General features: G+C 61.6%; 19 protein-coding genes. 15 read left to right on the top strand and 4 right to left on the bottom strand.

Annotation, left to right across the window (positions count from 1 at the left end; all coding sequences use genetic code 11):
- Positions 1-285 precede the first annotated feature (285 nt).
- From CMV14_RS27665 to CMV14_RS25300, 5 genes are all read left to right on the top strand, one after another.
- Complete coding sequence (locus CMV14_RS27665) at positions 286-627, top strand: winged helix-turn-helix transcriptional regulator (RefSeq protein ID WP_076605463.1); 342 nt, start codon at positions 286-288, stop codon at positions 625-627.
- A gap of 697 nt (positions 628-1,324) precedes the next feature.
- On the top strand, positions 1,325-1,672 hold the full coding sequence (gene tnpA, locus CMV14_RS25285) for an IS66-like element accessory protein TnpA (protein WP_019052499.1): 348 nt from the start codon (positions 1,325-1,327) through the stop codon (positions 1,670-1,672).
- Between the two features lie 74 nt (positions 1,673-1,746).
- A complete protein-coding gene (tnpB, locus tag CMV14_RS25290) occupies positions 1,747-2,010 on the top strand; it encodes an IS66 family insertion sequence element accessory protein TnpB (protein WP_233423678.1) in 264 nt (87 codons plus the stop codon).
- Between the two features lie 71 nt (positions 2,011-2,081).
- On the top strand, positions 2,082-3,746 hold the full coding sequence (gene tnpC / locus CMV14_RS25295; RefSeq protein WP_019052497.1) for an IS66 family transposase: 1,665 nt from the start codon (positions 2,082-2,084) through the stop codon (positions 3,744-3,746).
- 17 nt (positions 3,747-3,763) lie between these two features.
- A complete protein-coding gene (locus tag CMV14_RS25300; protein ID WP_019052496.1) occupies positions 3,764-4,009 on the top strand; it encodes a hypothetical protein in 246 nt (81 codons plus the stop codon).
- Positions 4,010-4,033: 24 nt separating this feature from the next.
- Here the strand turns inward: CMV14_RS25300 and CMV14_RS25305 are convergent, their stop codons facing one another.
- Positions 4,034-4,342: a hypothetical protein gene (locus CMV14_RS25305; protein WP_066701147.1), complete on the bottom strand. Its 309-nt coding sequence runs from the start codon at positions 4,340-4,342 to the stop codon at positions 4,034-4,036.
- 154 nt (positions 4,343-4,496) lie between these two features.
- Between CMV14_RS25305 and CMV14_RS25310 the strand changes: the two genes are divergently transcribed.
- The gene (locus CMV14_RS25310) at positions 4,497-4,766 is read left to right on the top strand and encodes a hypothetical protein (protein WP_066701146.1); all 270 of its coding nucleotides are present in this window, start codon (positions 4,497-4,499) and stop codon (positions 4,764-4,766) included.
- Positions 4,767-4,781: 15 nt separating this feature from the next.
- On the opposite strand, the gene CMV14_RS25315 is transcribed toward CMV14_RS25310, so the two are convergent.
- A complete protein-coding gene (locus CMV14_RS25315; protein WP_066701145.1) occupies positions 4,782-6,080 on the bottom strand; it encodes a DUF8535 domain-containing protein in 1,299 nt (432 codons plus the stop codon).
- Positions 6,081-6,722: 642 nt separating this feature from the next.
- Between CMV14_RS25315 and CMV14_RS27300 the strand changes: the two genes are divergently transcribed.
- On the top strand, positions 6,723-7,172 hold the full coding sequence (locus CMV14_RS27300; RefSeq protein WP_232037496.1) for a lytic transglycosylase domain-containing protein: 450 nt from the start codon (positions 6,723-6,725) through the stop codon (positions 7,170-7,172).
- Here the strand turns inward: CMV14_RS27300 and CMV14_RS25325 are convergent.
- Together CMV14_RS25325 and CMV14_RS25330 are read right to left on the bottom strand one after the other, a co-directional pair.
- A complete protein-coding gene (locus CMV14_RS25325; protein WP_066967399.1) occupies positions 7,169-7,747 on the bottom strand; it encodes a hypothetical protein in 579 nt (192 codons plus the stop codon). The two genes, CMV14_RS27300 and CMV14_RS25325, sit on opposite strands and share 4 nt — an antisense overlap.
- Positions 7,748-7,848: 101 nt before the next feature.
- Positions 7,849-8,313, bottom strand: a complete 465-nt coding sequence (locus CMV14_RS25330) for a hypothetical protein (protein WP_066701144.1) — start codon at positions 8,311-8,313, stop codon at positions 7,849-7,851.
- A 377-nt stretch (positions 8,314-8,690) separates the two neighbouring features.
- On the opposite strand from CMV14_RS25330, the gene CMV14_RS25335 reads away from it, so the two are divergent.
- From CMV14_RS25335 to traC, 8 genes are read left to right on the top strand one after another with little or no spacing between them, the layout of a single operon-like run.
- Positions 8,691-9,011, top strand: coding sequence for a TrbC/VirB2 family protein (locus CMV14_RS25335; protein ID WP_066701143.1), 321 nt, complete (start codon positions 8,691-8,693; stop codon positions 9,009-9,011).
- Between the two features lie 58 nt (positions 9,012-9,069).
- Complete coding sequence (gene traL / locus CMV14_RS25340) at positions 9,070-9,360, top strand: type IV conjugative transfer system protein TraL (protein ID WP_066701142.1); 291 nt, start codon at positions 9,070-9,072, stop codon at positions 9,358-9,360.
- Between the two features lies 1 nt (position 9,361).
- Entirely contained in the window at positions 9,362-9,928 is a 567-nt protein-coding gene (locus CMV14_RS25345) for a type IV conjugative transfer system protein TraE (protein WP_066701141.1), read from the top strand.
- Positions 9,928-10,737, top strand: a complete 810-nt coding sequence (locus CMV14_RS25350; RefSeq protein WP_066701140.1) for a type-F conjugative transfer system secretin TraK — start codon at positions 9,928-9,930, stop codon at positions 10,735-10,737. Before CMV14_RS25345 ends, CMV14_RS25350 begins: the two co-directional genes overlap by 1 nt.
- A gap of 1 nt (position 10,738) precedes the next feature.
- On the top strand, positions 10,739-12,079 hold the full coding sequence (locus CMV14_RS25355) for a TrbI/VirB10 family protein (RefSeq protein ID WP_066701139.1): 1,341 nt from the start codon (positions 10,739-10,741) through the stop codon (positions 12,077-12,079).
- The gene (locus CMV14_RS25360) at positions 12,066-12,944 is read left to right on the top strand and encodes a DsbC family protein (protein ID WP_066701138.1); all 879 of its coding nucleotides are present in this window, start codon (positions 12,066-12,068) and stop codon (positions 12,942-12,944) included. Before CMV14_RS25355 ends, CMV14_RS25360 begins: the two co-directional genes overlap by 14 nt.
- A complete protein-coding gene (locus tag CMV14_RS25365; protein ID WP_066701137.1) occupies positions 12,941-13,936 on the top strand; it encodes a TraV family lipoprotein in 996 nt (331 codons plus the stop codon). The genes CMV14_RS25360 and CMV14_RS25365 overlap by 4 nt, the downstream gene beginning before the upstream one ends.
- Before the next feature lies 1 nt (position 13,937).
- Complete coding sequence (gene traC / locus CMV14_RS25370; protein WP_066701136.1) at positions 13,938-16,529, top strand: type IV secretion system protein TraC; 2,592 nt, start codon at positions 13,938-13,940, stop codon at positions 16,527-16,529.
- Position 16,530: the final 1 nt, after the last annotated feature.

The following is a 16,530-nucleotide window of genomic DNA, read 5'->3' on the forward strand; positions in this document are numbered from 1 at the left end:
GTCGTGGTGCCCCAGAGTCGTCCCTCATCGGACCTTCGCGCATCGGCAAATCGTGATGTCAAAAAGCGCCTTCCCTCATCTGCTCTTCACTGGGACGAAGACGTACCAAGGCAGTGGTGGTCACAAGTTCGGCCGCTCGCCGCCGCCGTTCGCGCACGCCCTCCGCAATTGTCCATGAGCGGGTCGGCGACCCTCCAAGCACCGCCAAGCCGGGCCCGACGGAACCGCGAACGGCGTAGCTGACTCAGTCCGGCCGTGCGCCTTTTAGGGTGAGAAAGTAACTGGATGTGCATCGAGTCAGAAAGACAGCTTTTTCAAGCGATAGACCCTGCGGCGGCCGACGCGATATTCCATACATTGAGTGCCCGATGGGTGTTGCACATCCTGGTAGCCCTGAGCAAAGACGAGCTGCGATTTACATCCATTCGTCGAGCCATACCGAAAATCAGCGCTAATGTGCTCACGGTCCGCCTACGGGAATTGGAAGGCGTATCTCTGGTCTCGCGAATGATGTCGCCACCGCCTGAATCCTATCAACTCTATGGCTTGGGGCCATTGGCGCATGGTTTGAGACCTGCGCTCCAACATCTGGAGCAATGGAGGACTAAGCTCAGCTTACTCGAATGAAATGCAGCGTTTTAGGTCGATGCTTTATCGTCGACTGCGTTGAGACCACTCAACAGTGGATTTCCTGCTCCCCCGTGGTTGGCCCCTCGGCAGGAGAACAGCCGCGATCTCATCGTAGCTGATCGGGTGGACACGGTCGCTCGTGCGGAAACGCGCGATGTCCAACGTGTCGTCGCCGAACGTCACAGCAATCGAGTTTATGAGATAGGCTCGCTCCCGGGAGTAGGGCAGCATCCAGATCACTCGTTTTGTCGCGATATTTTGGCGTAGTCTGGTCAGTTTGAGCGTTAGCTGTCGGCTCGGCTGATCGTTGGATCCGACGGCGAGGACGGTGGTGCCATATAGCCTGGCGGGTTTACGCCACGCCAGTATCTGGTCGATGGTAGCGCCTGCCTCGACCACCGAATCGCACCCACTGGCGTATCGGTTATTGATCGCTCCCGACAGTCCGACGCCAATGCTGTCACCGATAACAAGGCACGCGAACATGCACATCCTCGTGTAGAGAGGCGACTGAGATTGCCGGACGGTACAGAACTTGGAACCAACTCGGCCTTGCTTAGTCTTCCATTGCCATAACGTGTGCAGCAAGCGCCGACACGTCGGCATGGCCGTATGCATCCGGCGAGACGCGCCTTGTCGTGAGGTAGGGGCCTGCTCTTAAGAACGCTCTCGAGAGCACGCTTAGGAGCAGTGGATGCGGCAGATCACGGTGATGACTGGGCCGGAACGGCGGCGGCGCTGGAGCGACGAGGAACGGCTCCAGATTTTGGCAGAAGCCTTTGCGCCTGGGGCCAGCGTTTTGGCTGTGGCGCGTCGGCACGATATTTCCACGGCGCGCATTTACACGTGGCGCAACAAGCTGCGGCAGCCGCCCGCCCTGACGGAGTTCGCCCAGGCGGTGGTTGACGATGGCGAACAGCAGAATGCGCACCAGGCCGCAATGCCGGTAATCATCGTGGATCTGGGTGGCAAAGGGCGCGTGAGCATATCTGCGTCGGCACCAGCTGCCTTGGTGTCGGCAGCGCTCAAGGCCCTGCGATGATCCCAGCTGGCGCGCGGGTGTGGATTGCGATGGGCCACACAGATATGCGGCGCGGCATGCAGAGCTTGGCAGCAATGGTGCAGCAGAGCTTCTCGCGAGACCCATTTGCCGGCGATCTTTGGGTCTTTCGCGGGCGCAGCGGGGCGCTTGTGAAGATAATCTGGCACGACGGCCTGGGGATGTCGTTATATTCGAAGCGATTGGAACGAGGGAAGTTCATTTGGCCCGCCGCGAAGGACGGCGTGGTGTCGCTGACGAGCTCACAGCTGGCCTGTCTGCTCGACGGAGTGGACTGGCGGAACCCGCAATATAGCTGGCGCCCACAGAGCGCAGGATAGGCGCAGATTTTCTCGGCGGAGGCTGCATTTTCCGCTTCATCCGGGAGGTTTTCTATGATTCCATCCAAGTTGTGGACGCCGCCGTTTCGCCCCTGCCTGACGATATCGAAGCGCTCAAGGCGTTGGTACGGCTCAGTGCGCAGCGCGCCGATGAAGCCGAACAGCGGGCCACGAGCGCTGAAGCAGAACTGGCCAATGCCCGTGCCCGGGAGAGCGCCACCGAGGCGTTGATCTCGCACTACAAGTTGCAGATCGCCAAGCTCAGGCGCGAGCAGTACGGCCCCAGCGCCGAACGCACCCGCCGGCTTCTTGCGCAGATGGAGTTTGAGCTCGAAGATTTGGAGGCCGACGCCGCCGAAGATAATCTGGCCGCCGAGACCGCCGCGACAAAGGCGACGAACGTCACCGCCTTTGAGCGCAAGAGGCCAGTTAAAAAACCGTTCCCCGACCATTTGCCCCGCGACCGCGTCGTCGTTCCGGCGCCCTGTTCCTGTCCGGCCTGTGGCGGCATGCGCCTGTCGAAGCTGGGCGAGGATGTAACCGAGACGCTGGAGGTAATCCCGCGTGCCTGGAAGGTCATCCAGACCGTACGCGAGAAGTTCTCCTGCCGTGACTGCGAGAAGATCACGCAGCCGCCCGCGCCATTCCATGTCGTGCCGCGTGGCTGGGCAGGGCCAAGCTTCCTCGCCATGCTGCTGTTCGAGAAGTATGGGCAGCACCAGCCGCTCAACCGCCAGGCGGAGCGCTTCGCTCGCGAAGGCGTGCCGCTGAGCGTCTCCACGCTTGCCGATCAGGTTGGTGCGGCGTCCTTCGCCTTGATGCCCATCTTTCGGCTGATCGAGGCCCATGTCTTTGCCGCCGAGCGCGTGCATGGCGACGATACCACCGTGCCGGTCATGGCCAAGGGCAAGACCGATACCGGTAGATTATGGGATTATGTCCGGGATGACCGCCCGTTCGGCGGCGCCGATCCGCCGGCGGTGGTTTTCTATTATTCGCGCGACCGGCGCGGGGAACATCCCCAGGCGCACCTCGCGTCCTGGTCCGGGATTCTGCAGGCTGATGCCTATGCGGGCTATTTTGAGCTGTACGCTCCCAACCGCCAGCCTGGTCTCATCCTGGAGGCAGGATGCTTTGCTCACGCGCGCAGGAAGTTCTTCGAACTTGCTGACGTCGAGGGCGCTGCGCGCAAGAAGAGCCGCGGCGAGCGGACTGGCCCGATCTATCCGATTGCGCTGAAGGCGGTGCAGAAGCTGGACGCCCTGTTCGACGTTGAGCGCGGTATCAACGGCAAGACACCAGCGGAGCGGCTTGCCGCCCGTCAGGAGTTGAGCGCGCCACTGATCGCCGAACTGCACGACTGGTTGAACGCCCAACTCGCCAAGCTGTCGCGTAACCATGATCTCGCCAAGGCTATCAACTATATGCTCCGGCGCTGGGACTCCTTCACCCGCTTCCTCGTCGATGGCAGGGTATGCCTCACGAACAACGCAGCGGAACGGGCGCTACGCTGTGTGCCACTCGGGCGGAAAGCATGGCTATTTTGCGGCTCCGATCGCGGCGGTCAGCGCGCCGCCATCATGTTTTCACTCATTCAAAGCTGTCGCCTCAACGACCTCGATCCCCAGGCTTGGCTCGCCGACGTCCTTGCCCGCATCGCCGGTCATCCGGCTAATCGGCTTGGCGATCTGCTCCCATGGAATTGGAAACCAACAGCGTTGAAGCTGGAGCCGTGACCTCATAGCATCACGGCATGGAATTTGACCCGCAACCCGAACTGATTGAATCCTCTCTCTGCCGGTCCATCGAACAGGCGGGCGTACGGCTGACCATCAACATCGTGCGGCTCGCCACCGAACGTGGTTGGTCCCTCGAGGTCGTCAACGAGCACGGCACCTCGACGGTCTGGGACAATCTATTCCCCACCGACCGCGATGCCGATGCTGCATTCCGCGATGTGCTCGCTCAAGAAGGCGTCGAGGCCTTCCTCGGCAAGTAAGATGCCAAAACCCCCAGCAAACCGTCAGTAGCCGCGGTCCTCACCGGATGCGTACGCATGGCCTAGGATATAGGATGCACCCGTCTCGGAAAAGAATAGTTTGACGCGCTGCTCTTCTGAGGCGGGGGTAGAGGTCAGCACCGCCACGTCAGAATTCTTCCAGAAGGCGTCGACAAAATTTACAAGTTCAGACCAGGCCTTATCACTGTCGTCGTGAACCGTGATGCGCTCTCGCCCACGATAGAGTATCACAAGAACCGATACCTGCATGACACCTTGAAGCTCGCCCTGTGTACCTACCAATTTATGAACTGTCTCCAGGCTGCTGACCATGCTAAGCCCGACGCCGTTCGAGATCGCTGAAAATCGTCTCCAAATTGGAGCAACTTTGCGTGTGTAGTCGATTGATTGCGACTGGTGTAAGTCTCATGGAAACGACGGCCGTGGTCGACTGATACGACCAGAGCGGATGGAAGGGTTGTGAACCGTGGAACATCTTTCGGCCGCGGAGCTTCAGAATTGGATCGCGCTCTATGCCGCTGCGGGGCTTTGCTGCGCCCTTGCTCTTATCATGTCCTTGGGTTTCATCACCGTCGAGCTGTGCCGCGAACGGACATGGGAAACGGTCACCACGCCGAGGAACCTGCTCCGGCTCATCCCTAAAACCTGGTGGAGATGGCAGAAGCTGTACCTGCTTTCGACCCCTGTTACGCTTGCCATCGTGAGTGCATTCGCCATGACATTGTCTTGGCCTTAGGGCTACGCCCTTCCATCAGGATCGGTAGAACGCTTCGACGATCAGGCGCCAGATTTGTTCATCCTCAACGTCCTTCGGCGTGATTGAAAGAACGGGAGCGATCTGTTCAAGGCTCCGGCGAGCAGCCAGCTTCGGGATACGTAGCTCGACGCTCGTCTCCTCTAGAGCTTGCACTATGAATCGTCGAATCTCACCAGTAAGACGCGAGCGCGCTTCGAGGAGGAATTCCGGTCGACAGCTTCCAAGCGGGGTCAGCCGGTCAAAAACTGGCTTCTCAATTGCTAGTTCGATGCCATCTTGCATGAGGCGGTGCCTCGATCGGAGGAGGGCTCTCAACAAGGTCCTATGGAAATTGCTATCGACCGGTATGAACCTCAGACCCGAATAAATCGGTTGGGCGTAGGCTCGCAGTGGCGCATAGCCTTGCGCTTCGGGATATTGGCCGATAACGACAATCACCAGATACGGCCCTGTGATCGAGTTATCCCGCACCGATGGCGACTGGACGCGATTGGCGACTGCGATCGGCTCGGATCCTGCCGGAAAGATCGTCGAGCCTTTGAACGACTTGGCAAAGATCGTGAGAAAGCCTTGGGGTGCATGGCCGCGCGGCCATCGGCGAGATAGCGCTCGGATGCCTGCGAAGGCCCGCCTGCTGTGAAGCGCGTCGCCGTGAGTCCAGAGAACACGATCGAGTTCGATTCCAGGGGCAACTTCGATCCTCGCGGCGGCCGCTGCGAGCAGCTTGAACTCCGCGCCGATGGCACGCTCTGACGGCTCCTGATCGCTGGGGACGGCAATGTTGAGACCGGCATTGGCGATCAGCCTCCAGAGCAGGCGGGCGAGGCGCGGAACGGAAGCACTTCGCGTGCGGTCGTCGCTGGCGTCGTCATCTGGTCGTTGAGCGAGCTTTTCCGGCGCCGGGCGCAGAACCTCGAAATAGCCGACGGGGGGGTCTGCCGGCGTCTGGGCTCTCCGCGTTTCCGTGATGCGGTTCGTGGCTTGGTCCCGAAAGAAGGGACAGGACGAAACGTGTTCGGGCCGGTTTGTGCTTGTGAGCCGCCGCAGGTAATAGGTCTCCGCTTCCGACAGGAACGCGGGTGTCAAAATGGGTGGTGCCTGTTTGGTGCCACGGCAGTTGCAGGCAATCCACTTCGAGCCGATACGCGCCTGCTGCACCAACGTGATGCCGGCCTCTTCGTCATGTCGGGATCCTTCACCGATGTACCAGCGCACGAGAGCCGCCCGAAGGGGGAGCGGAAGGGGGATGCGAGCGGCGTCAAGTCCGTCGCTATGGCGATCAATCAACCACATGGACTAACCTGTCGAAGCGGGTTTCGATCCGATCGTCCCTGAAGCGTTCAGGATTGACAACAATATTCGCCCTGACCTCCACTCCCCATGAGCACGGCTAGGAGGTGCGAAATGAGATCAATCTTGCTCGTGGCGGTCGCCCTATCCGTTGCCTTTCATGGCTCGGAAGCCGGTGCCAGCCAAAAAGGCAGGGAGCGCAGGTCGGTGGAGGTGATCGTGATGGGGACGGAGCCAGCGCCGAGGGGATCTGCTGTCGATGCCACAGCTCCGCGCGCAGAGGATAACGGAGGCAATCGTCAAGTGACGGCTTCCAATTCGCTTCCTACGGCATTTCGGACCCATGACCTGAGCAGGCGTTGGGTCGCCTTTGAGATGGCGAACAGCTTCGCTGCGGCGACAGCGCAAACCGATCCCAATGACCAGGATCCCTTTGCGCATGTAGGAGTCGCGTCAACTGCGCCTCTTCAGTCGCAGGACGCCGTGTCATTCACTTCCCCAATAGCAATCCCAGGTTGGATGCGCGAGGGTGTGGTCTTCTCGAGTGTTCCAACGAGTAGTGCGCCGGGCTGCGCCCCAAGCGGCTATCGACCGGCGAGTTTCCTTGATTCCCGCACCGAATATAGACGATCCGGATACTATGAGATGATGAGCAGCATCGCTTGTGAGTACGGCATTCCGGTCGGCCTCTTCGATGCGATGATCATCCGGGAGAGCGGTTACAAGGCAGGGATCTATTCGCCAAAGAACGCTTTCGGATTGACGCAGCTCATGCCCGGCACGGCCGCCGACCTTGGAGTCAATCGCTACGACGTCGAGCAGAATCTGCGAGGCGGGGCGCGATACCTCCGGCAGCAGCTCGATCGCTTCGGACAGGTCCACCTGGCTCTTGCAGCCTATAATGCCGGACCGAGCCGCGTGAGGGACGGGATGCTGCCGCGGATCGCCGAGACCCAGGCCTATGTCGATAACGTGCTTCTAAATTGGCGACGTTTGGCGGCGCTGCCGCCGCGGGCGACGGTCCAGGTCATGTCGGAGCTCGCTGCCGTGCGGCAGCAGCACAGAGCCCGAAGGGTAACAGTTTTTTCGTACTAGGCGAGAAGCGGATCGAGCAAGTCCGTGGCCATCGTCGACATCCACAAGAGCAGGCTGAGGGTGGAAATCTGAGCGAGTTGTACCCGCCGAGCCATCACGGCACTGACCTCCTTGACTAGCTTCTCAACTACCGCTTGTCGTAGCGGCCCGGCCCACTCCTTGCGTACCTCTGTGCCATCCATCCCTTCGATTTCGTCGAGCGCCGCCACGAGCATCGCCGGGAGGCCTTTGAATAACTCGGCGAGCATCACAAGCGAGGTTTGGAAGCGCTCGTCGAGGAAGAGGGCTGGATCACTGTAGGTCTCGATCGCGATCATGGCTTGCACGATGTTGATGTCCAGGGCGGCCAAAACCTGCTGGAGTTCATACACGAACATCGGCGCGCGCTTAGCGGGATCACTGTGAAGTAGGAGACCGAGACGCGTTTTGCTGATGCCGGTCTTCAGCGCCAGCTTGCGTTGGCCTACATTCTGTTCAGACATTGCTTCGAGGATCAGCGGGATGAAGTCCCACTGCTCGACCCTGGCCGGAACGCAGCCATCGTCGGAAGCTTCGATATGGGCAAGCGATGACAAGTCATGGCCCCCTTTTGCACGCAAGGCCTGAAACGAAACACACAGGCAGTGACTTAGCAAGCCTCTGCATTTTGTGCGCCTGCAGCAAAAGCCAGCAGCAACTATCTTAGCGGGACTATCTTCTCGTTACCCAGTTCTTCGCTGATCGCAGATTTTCGTGGCGGATTATCTGTGCCCTCCAATCCCAGTCGCTCAAGAACGCGCGCAGCTTTCTGGCCGACCACGTAGTGGAAGAGCATGATCGAAAGTGTGTCCCCCAAGCTTATTTCGGACCCAAGCCCCTCAGAGATGAGCTTCTTTACTGCATCCAGGCTGTCGGCACTTGATCTGGTGATGGTCAGATCGATTCGAATGTCGCCTGTTGTAGGGATCGCCGACAGATGCTCCCGGATTGTTTCAGGTGCATGGTCCTCCAGCGCACACGGCAACCCGATCCGATCGGAAACCAGATTTCCGAGGGTCTGATAGCACCTGGTTTCGTTCGAACGCAGGCGCAGGCTCTCCGTCGTCAAATTGAAGAAATGCTCCGATATGTCGAGCGCGAGGGTGCACTGATCTCCTGTCATGGCACCTGCACCTGGCTATCCTCCATCCTTAGCTGTGGTTCGATAACGTAGACACGATTAAGCCGGGCTGACGGGATCCCCCCGAATCCGGTTAGCGATTCTAACTTCGCCCGTCATTGATCGCAATTAGAGGCGCGGACGCCGAATCAAAAATTCGTCTGCCCCGAGAAATGGGGCGGCGTGCCCCAGATAGTGGGGCGAGCTGCCCCGCATGCCGGGGCGCGCCGCCCCGGCCATCGGGGCAGGGTCCGATCAGACTCACATAAAATTCGTTTGCGAGACCGTGCCGTCGGGAACTGCGTTGCCGCCGATCGCTCGCCGGGACCACCCTTCAATTGGGCGCGGGTCAGTCGCGTTCCGTTTGAAGGGAAACTCTCATGCAGTCTGTCATAAAGTACAGCGGTCGTGCGGAGCTGGCGATCTTCGCTTTGGTCGCACTCGCGTTCGCGCTCCTGCTCTTTGCCGGCCCGGCCCTCGCCGGTGCCGACACGACGTTCGATACGGCGCTCACGAAGTTCACCGACTTCCTCGAAGGGTCGGGCGGCAAGATCATCACCGTCCTGTCGCTCGCGGGCGGCATCGTCGCGTTGGCCTCAGGCCGCTTCTCGATGGGCCAGATCGCCATTCCTGTCGGCGTCGGTGTGGGTGCCGGGACCGGCATTCCGATCGTCACCTCCACCGTCACGGCAACAATCTGAACAGTCCAAGGGTCGGCCGGAATAGCAGATCCGGTCGGCCTGCGGGGAGGGTGGTGATATGGCCGCGGACAAGTACGTCGTTCCGTCTCATCTGGATGATCCCGAGCTAATCGGGCTGTGGACGCTGGATGAGTTCCTAGCGATGGTTTTGCCATTCGTCTGGGGTATCCTGTCTCAGCATATTCTCATTGGCATGTTGCTTGCGGGCGCAGGCTGGTGGGGACTGAAGAAGGCTAAGGCAGGACGGGCGATCTCCTGGCTGCTTCACATGGCCTACTGGCATCTTCCGGCCGGCTTCACCGGCATGAAGGCCACACCGCCCTCCTATCTCCGGCTGATGGCGGGCTGAGATGGAAATCTCCTACACCCACGCTCAAAGCCAGCGGGTCCTGAAGCAGCGCAACCTGCTTGTGATCGTCGCCGGCGTCCTTGGCAGCCTGTGCGCCATCCTCGGTCTTGTGACAGTCACGCGCGACAGGGAGATTGTCCTTCAACCGATCCTGGCATCGCCGTTGGTCGTGAACTCTTCAGGTGTCTCGCGGCAGTATCTCGAGCTGGTCACCCGCGACACCGCGGTGCTGACGCTCGATCGCAGCCCGGCGAATCTCGAATACTGGATGAAGTCGGTACTCGATATCACCGCGCCCAGCGCGCAAGGAAAGATCCGCGCCGACCTGATGAAGATCGTCAACGAGCAGCGCGGCTCGTCGATCGCCCAGTTCTTCACCATCCAGACTATGGAGCTGGATACGAAGAATCTGCGGTCGACCGTCACCGGCGACCTGCACACGATCGTCGGCAACAAGGTCGTCTCCAGCGAGCGCCGCTCCTTCCGCTTCGATTGGCAATATTCCGGACTGTCCCTGAAGCTCGTGGGCTTCGGAATGGTGACGACCGGCAAGGAAAAGGATCAGTGATGTCGGTCTACATCATCGGCAGCGCCGCGACCGGCGCGGTCTTCCTGTCGCGCTATTATTGCATCGTGAGCCGGATGATCGGCGTTGCCCTAGTCGCCGTGAGCTTCTTCCTCATCACCTCCCCGGCTTGGGCGGACCAGACGGTGATGGCAGCCGACGGCAGCCAGGTTGATTGCGCAGCGTCGGCAAAGGATCTCACCAGGATCAGCTTGGTCGAGGACGAGTTTGCGTCGGTCTCGAAGATCTCGACCGGCAATCCGCAGGATGACTTTTCCGTCGTCAACGAACCGGTGCGGGGAGACATCTACCTCTCGGTGCCGGAGGGCTTCGCGCGCCCGGCGCTTTCGTTCTTTGCGACCAGCAAGCGCGGCTACGTCTACAAGATCGTGTGCCGGATCGCCGGCGAGCAGGCCGTGCAGCTCTTCATCTCCAATCCGGCGATCGCGAAGGCCAACGTGGAGGAGAATGGGGCGCCCCAGGCGGTGGTTGCAACCAGCCCGCAGGAAGCGGCGGTCGTCCTCATCCAGGCGATGTATTCAAACAGCGTCGCCGATGGCTACGAGATGCGCCAGCGCACTCTGCGGCCGGTCTATGTCGGCAATCTCAAGGTCCAGATGATCGCTGAATATCGGGGGTCGGAACTGACCGGCCGCGTGCTGCGCATAGAGAATCGCGGCGGGGAAGCCGTCACGCTGACGGAGAGCACGGTCGCGCCGAGCAGTGCGCTCGCCGTGTCGATCGCCGAGCCGAAGCTGGAACCTGGGAAGGTCACCACGGCCTACCTCGTCTCACAAACCGGGAGGCAGTGACATGGCCTGGAATGACTTCCTAAAACGCAATCGTGAGCCGTTGGATGGCAGCGATACTGAGGGCGTCTCGCCCATCTCGGCCGACCTGTCCGCGAACGAAAGCATCCGAAAAAAGCAGCGCATGCTGCTCGCCGGGGTCGCCGGCGTCGGCCTGGTGGCATCGTCCTTCTGGATCTTCGGCGGCGACGAGAAGGCGACCGGTACGAACGACGACGGGACCGCGAAGGTCGAGGTGTCGACCAAGGACATGGTCAACAAGAATCTCAACCAGCAGGAGTGGATGGCGCTCTCCGAAAACCAGATGCAATCGGTCGAGAATCAACTGAAATCGGTCAACGGCCAGCAGCAACGCCTGGACCAGCTTTCGCAGCAGGTCGAACTGCTCAAGGGGGAAAATCAGGCGATGCGGGCGGACGGCTCGCGCGTCCTCTCGGCTTATCAGCAAGAGAATGAGGCGCTGCGCCGACAGGTGGCTTCCGCCCGAACTACGCCGGCGCCAGCGCCCGCGACCGGGCCGGGCGCGATGTACGGGCCCAACGGGACCCAGGCCTATCAGCGTCCGGATGGGCCGAACGCGTCTGCCAATGGTCGCCCGATGCCGATGGGAGGCGCCGCCGAGGTCAAGCTGGTCAGTTTCCAGACCGCAGATGCCGGCAATGCCACGCGCGTCGCTAAGGGAACGACCACCTTCAGCGACAGCATCAACTATCTGCCGCCCAACAGCTTCGCCAGTGCCAAGGTCATAGTCGGCGTTGACGCGAGCGCCGGCGTCAACAGCCAGACCGACCCCTTGCCGGTCGTGCTTCGCGTCACTGGCCCGGCCCGTTCCGTCTATCAGAACGGGCGCCTCCTAACGACCAAGATCGAAGGCTGCCTCGTGAACGGTGCCGCCCGCGGCGAGCTCTCGAGCGAGAAGGTCTACGTCAAACTGCAAAAGATGACGTGCCCGCAGCCTGGCGGGCGCTACGCCGTCTCCGAGGTCAAGGGGTTCATCGCCTTTGGCGGCAAGACAGGGGTGCGCGGCCGAGTGGTCAGCCGGGAAGGCTCGCTTGCCATGCAGGCGTTTCTGGCCGGTCTGGTCAGTGGTGGCGGCAACGCTCTCAACACCGCTTTCAATCAGCCGCTCGCCAGCATCAGCACCGACGGGGAGGGGGGCGTCAACCGCACGCCCAACTTCGGCAGCGTCGGCCTGCGCGCGCTCGGCGGCGGTGCCGCGGAATCGGGCAAGGACGTCTCGAAATATCTGATCGAGCGGGCCGAGCAATATCAGCCCGTGATCGAGATGCCGACCGGCATCGATGTCGAAATCGTTTTCCTGGAGGGTGTCTATGTCCGCAATTGATCGTCTGCGAAAGCTGCGCGCGTTCGCTCGCCCGGCGCCGATTGTAGCGGCCGCTGCCGCGCTCGGCGTTGCCGGAATCGCTCTTGCAGCCGATGTCGCCGGCAAGGATGACGCCAAGGTCAGCCTGCTCCTGAAGACCAGGCTTCCGAAGACGCCGATCAACAAGCTCGATTGCGATAAGATCGACGGGCTGTGCGAAGTCACCTCGGGCGCGAACCTCTTCTACGTCAATCATGGCGCGCGCTATCTGATCATCGGTCGTGTCTACGATATGGAGACGCGCCAAGACCTGACCGCGGCGCGGCTGCTCGAGATCAATCCGGACATGCTGGTGGGCGGGGCCGCCAAGGCGAACGCCGCGGTATCCGATGACGGCGAGGCTGGCGAAATCGCAGCGACGGCGCGCGGTGTCGGCAAGACATCCGCGCCGGTCCGCCCCGTCTCGCTCAACCTGTCTGGGCTTCCGGCCGACGGGGCCATTGTCTGGGGCAACCGGTCGGCCAAACAGAGCATCACCATCTTCACGGACTTCCGTTGCGGTTATTGCAGGGCGCTCGCCAGCGTCTTGCGCGGCATGGATGTGAAGGTGGTCGAGCGTCCGATCTCGGTCCTCGGTAGCCGCGACATCGCCGACCGCGTCTATTGCTCCAAAAACCAGGAACAGGCGCTGCATGCCGCCTATGCCGGTGAGCCATTCAAAGCGCCGGCGAGCTGCGACACCAAGGGGCTCGATGCAAACGAGCGCTTCGCGCGCGAGCATGGGCTTAATGCGACGCCAATCATCGTTCGGGGTGATGGCGCCGTCCTGGAAGGATATCGGCCCAAGGAGTTTCTCGAGGCCTGGCTGCAGGGGACGCGGTCGTGACGGCGCGGCACGCCCTGTCGCTGCGCGGCTGCGCGATCGCCGCTCTGTCCCTGCTTGGCGGGTGCGCCACGTTCGGCAGCAATGTGAAGGGAAGTTTTTCCTGTAAAGCGCCCGATGGCATCTGCGCGCCATCGTCCTCGATCGACGATCGAGCACTCGCGATGATCACCGGAGAGGGCACTGTCGAGCGTTCATCGCCGGCCAGCAGCGGGCCGGCCAGGCAGTCTGCACCCAGATCCTCGCACATCGCCTTTTTAGGACAAGCGCCGGCACCTCAGATCGATGCGCGCCGTACCCAGGAGCGCGTGCTGCGCATTGTCTTTCAGCCATATATCGATGAGCGTGGCCGCCTTCATGAGGTGACGGCAGTCCATGCCGTGGTGCAAAGCGGGGAATGGCAACAACAATTCCTCGTCAATGCAACAGCGATACCGGACCGAGATGCGATTGTCGCTGCTGAGCAGCCGGAATCGCTCGCCGAAGCGGTCGATCGAGCGGAACTGGCAAGCCGAGCGACGGGCGGCGTCGACCCCAATCTACCCGATCCTGCGGCCGTCGCGGCAGCCCGCGCCCGTGCAGCCGACCCGGTCAAAGCGATCAAGGACGATGTTGCGACCCGTCTAGCCCCCAAGGCGGGCCGCACACCGACGCCCCCGGCCACTAACGTCTCCTCCAGGCGCGCGGAATCGCGCAGCGTCGAGGGAGCAGTGCCGGGGGCGCCGACTATCGAAGCGAAGGTGCCGCCGCTCGCAACGGCAGACAAAGCCTCGGCCGGGACCGCCCCGGCGCCGGAGGGCGCAGACAGTGCGACCGCGATCGGCGAAGCAATCACGCGGGTGAGAGGCTCTACCGAATACCAGGCGCGCTCGGCTCAGGCAGCGAGCGACGCGAAGGCAGCAGCTCTGACCGGATCGACGCCGACACCCGAGCCCAAGACGAAGCCCACCGTGCGCGCGGCGAACTTCCCGGCCGCTGCTCCAGAGGAAAATTGAGATGGCGAGCGGCTTCCTCGATGAGTTGCTGTCCGGTATCTTCGGCGACAGCAAGCGACCGGACACCCAGCGGCCGGACCTGGTGGTCCCGATGCTTGCGCATTGGCTCCCTTATCGAAGCTTCGACCCGAAGACCGGTATCTTCTACAATAGCGCCTCGCGCGGCTTCGTGATCGAGGCCGCGCCGCTGGTCGGCGCGGACGAGCGGACGGGTGAGATCCTGGCGCAGTTCCTGTCCGAAGGCATTCCCGCGCCCGGCTGCCTTCAGATTCACCAATGGATGTCGCCGCGCATCGGCGAGCAGCTCTCGAAATGGTATCTGCCCCGCTACTCGGCGCGCGGCGTTTACGAACGGATGGCCAAGCACCGGGTCGACTTCCTGACGGACGGCGTCTGGAATTCGCTTTCAGCCGACGCGCCGTTTTGCCTTCGCCATCATCGGGTCGCGATATCCTACTCGACGCCGGAGTCCTCAAACATCACGATCGAGCAGATCGTATCGCTCATGGACGGGCTGATCTCGGCTCTTCAATCGGTGAACGTATCCGCCCGCAAGATGGACCCGGTCGCGCTCATCGGCTGGATCGACGATATCACGTCGCCGACCACCGCCGCTGGCGACGATGCGGTGAGCTACAACCCTCTCGACCCGATCGCCGATCAGGCGATCCGAAGGGATATCGAGCTGCATATCGAGCCGGACCGCATGTTGCTGCGGACCGAGCGCTTCCGGCCGACCGGAAAAACGCTGAAGGGCGCGCCGGAGATCGGGGAGATCTACCCCGACGTGTTCGATGTGCGCTCCTTCTCGGTGCGCAACCTGCCCACGCGCTGGGCGCCATGGGACGTAACCCGGCTGATCGGCGACATCTTTACCGACAAGCTGCGCATGCCATGCCCCGTATCGACCAACCTGTGCATCGAGTTCCCGGACCCGCAGGCGTCGACCAACAAGGCCAGCTACAAGTTCATGCGAACGACCAGCCTGGCCGATTCCAAATCGTCCCGCTTCCTGCCGCAGCTCCGCGAGCAGTCGCAGGAGTGGCGACACGTCAATGAAGAGATCCGGCAGGGCAGGAAGCTCGTGCGCGTGTTCTTCAGCGTCACGTCGTTCTCGCCGAAAGGGCAGGGCGACAGCAACGAGCGAGTGCTGAAGTCGGTCTACCGTGCGGCGGGCTGGGATCTTCTCGATGACCGCTACCTGCAGGTGATGGGTCTGTTGTGCGCGATGCCCATGACGATGGCCAATGGCCTGTCAAAGGATCTCGAGCGCATGAAGCGGATGCGCACTCTGCTCACGACGACGGCCGCAAATCTCGCGCCGCTGCAGGGGGAATATCTCGGCGGAAGCATTCCCCACCTGCTGCTGATCGGCCGGCGCGGACAGCCCTTCTTCTGGAGCCCCTTCGAGAATGCCGCCGGCAATCACAACGTCGCCGTGTTCGGCAAATCGGGCTCCGGCAAGTCGGTCGCGCTGCAGGAATTATGCGGCTCGCTCTGCGGTGCCGGCGCGCGAGTGGTCGTGATCGACGACGGGCGTTCGTTCGAGCATTCGGCCAAACTTCAGGGCGGCGCCTTTGTCGAGTTCACCATGAGCTCGGGCTTCTGTCTCAATCCCTTCTCGATGATCGACGAGGCCCAGGCCGCCGAAGACGAGGACTATCTCCTCGACTGCATGGCAATGCTGAAGGCCATCATCAATCAGATGTCCCGGCATATCAACCTGCTCGACGACACCGAGCGCGGGCTGATCGACGGTGCCGTGAACCAGGTCTGGGAGGCGCACGGCAGCCGCGGCTCGATCGATCTTGTCATCGAGGCGCTCGAGGCAACCGGAAACGGGCTGGCCGCGAACCTTGCGATCGCGATGCGGCCCTTCTCGTCGGGCGGCACCTACGGCCGCTTCTTTCAGGGCGAGGTCTCGTTCGAACTTTCGGCCCAGCTCACGGTCTTCGAGCTCTCCGATCTGTCTGCCCGTGAGGAGCTGCGCAGCGTCGTCCTGACGGCGATCATGTTCATGTCGCAGCAGATGATGCGCAAGCTGGATCGTTCGATCCCGAAAGCGCTACTCCTCGACGAAGCATGGCAGATGCTCCGCGGCGGGGCGATGGCCGATTTCATCGAGACCTACGCGCGTACCTGCCGGAAATATGGCGCATCGCTGGTCACGGCGACGCAATCGCTGAACGACTATTACAAATCGGCCGGATCGGTCGCGGCGCTCGAAAATTCCGACTGGTTCGTGATCCTCCAGCAAAAGCCGGAGACGATCGCAGACTTCAAGAAGCATGACCGCTTCGAGATGGACGATCACACCGATGCGCTGTTGCGATCCTTGAAGCGCAACGGCTTCGAATATTCGGACATCATGATCAAAGGGCCCGACACCCTCGCTGTCGGCCGCCTGGTCCTCGACCCCTATTCCGCAGCGCTGTTCTCCTCGAGTCCGAAGACTTTTGCGGCGATCGACGCTCTGATCGCCGAGGGCCTCAGCATGGACGAGGCGATCGAGCGGATCGCGTTTCCGAACAATCCCGAAAAGTGGGTCAGCAATCTCGTCCCGGAGGACGAGATCGCGATCGCGGCGGAGTAGC

Origin of the sequence: Rhizorhabdus dicambivorans, assembly GCF_002355275.1 — a bacterium.
In the GTDB taxonomy this organism is placed as follows: domain Bacteria; phylum Pseudomonadota; class Alphaproteobacteria; order Sphingomonadales; family Sphingomonadaceae; genus Rhizorhabdus; species Rhizorhabdus dicambivorans.

Bases quoted from the DNA above. Each gene is read 5' to 3' on its own strand.
- CMV14_RS27665 (WP_076605463.1), top strand. From the start codon at position 286: ATGTGCATCGAGTCAGAAAGACAGCTTTTTCAAGCGATAGACCCTGCG.
- tnpA (WP_019052499.1), top strand. From the start codon at position 1,325: ATGCGGCAGATCACGGTGATGACTGGGCCGGAACGGCGGCGGCGCTGG.
- tnpB (WP_233423678.1), top strand. From the start codon at position 1,747: ATGGTGCAGCAGAGCTTCTCGCGAGACCCATTTGCCGGCGATCTTTGG.
- CMV14_RS25300 (WP_019052496.1), top strand. From the start codon at position 3,764: ATGGAATTTGACCCGCAACCCGAACTGATTGAATCCTCTCTCTGCCGG.
- CMV14_RS25305 (WP_066701147.1), bottom strand. From the start codon at position 4,342: ATGGTCAGCAGCCTGGAGACAGTTCATAAATTGGTAGGTACACAGGGC.
- CMV14_RS25315 (WP_066701145.1), bottom strand. From the start codon at position 6,080: ATGTGGTTGATTGATCGCCATAGCGACGGACTTGACGCCGCTCGCATC.
- CMV14_RS27300 (WP_232037496.1), top strand. From the start codon at position 6,723: ATGATGAGCAGCATCGCTTGTGAGTACGGCATTCCGGTCGGCCTCTTC.
- CMV14_RS25330 (WP_066701144.1), bottom strand. From the start codon at position 8,313: ATGACAGGAGATCAGTGCACCCTCGCGCTCGACATATCGGAGCATTTC.
- CMV14_RS25335 (WP_066701143.1), top strand. From the start codon at position 8,691: ATGCAGTCTGTCATAAAGTACAGCGGTCGTGCGGAGCTGGCGATCTTC.
- traL (WP_066701142.1), top strand. From the start codon at position 9,070: ATGGCCGCGGACAAGTACGTCGTTCCGTCTCATCTGGATGATCCCGAG.
- CMV14_RS25345 (WP_066701141.1), top strand. From the start codon at position 9,362: ATGGAAATCTCCTACACCCACGCTCAAAGCCAGCGGGTCCTGAAGCAG.
- CMV14_RS25350 (WP_066701140.1), top strand. From the start codon at position 9,928: ATGTCGGTCTACATCATCGGCAGCGCCGCGACCGGCGCGGTCTTCCTG.
- CMV14_RS25355 (WP_066701139.1), top strand. From the start codon at position 10,739: ATGGCCTGGAATGACTTCCTAAAACGCAATCGTGAGCCGTTGGATGGC.
- CMV14_RS25360 (WP_066701138.1), top strand. From the start codon at position 12,066: ATGTCCGCAATTGATCGTCTGCGAAAGCTGCGCGCGTTCGCTCGCCCG.
- traC (WP_066701136.1), top strand. From the start codon at position 13,938: ATGGCGAGCGGCTTCCTCGATGAGTTGCTGTCCGGTATCTTCGGCGAC.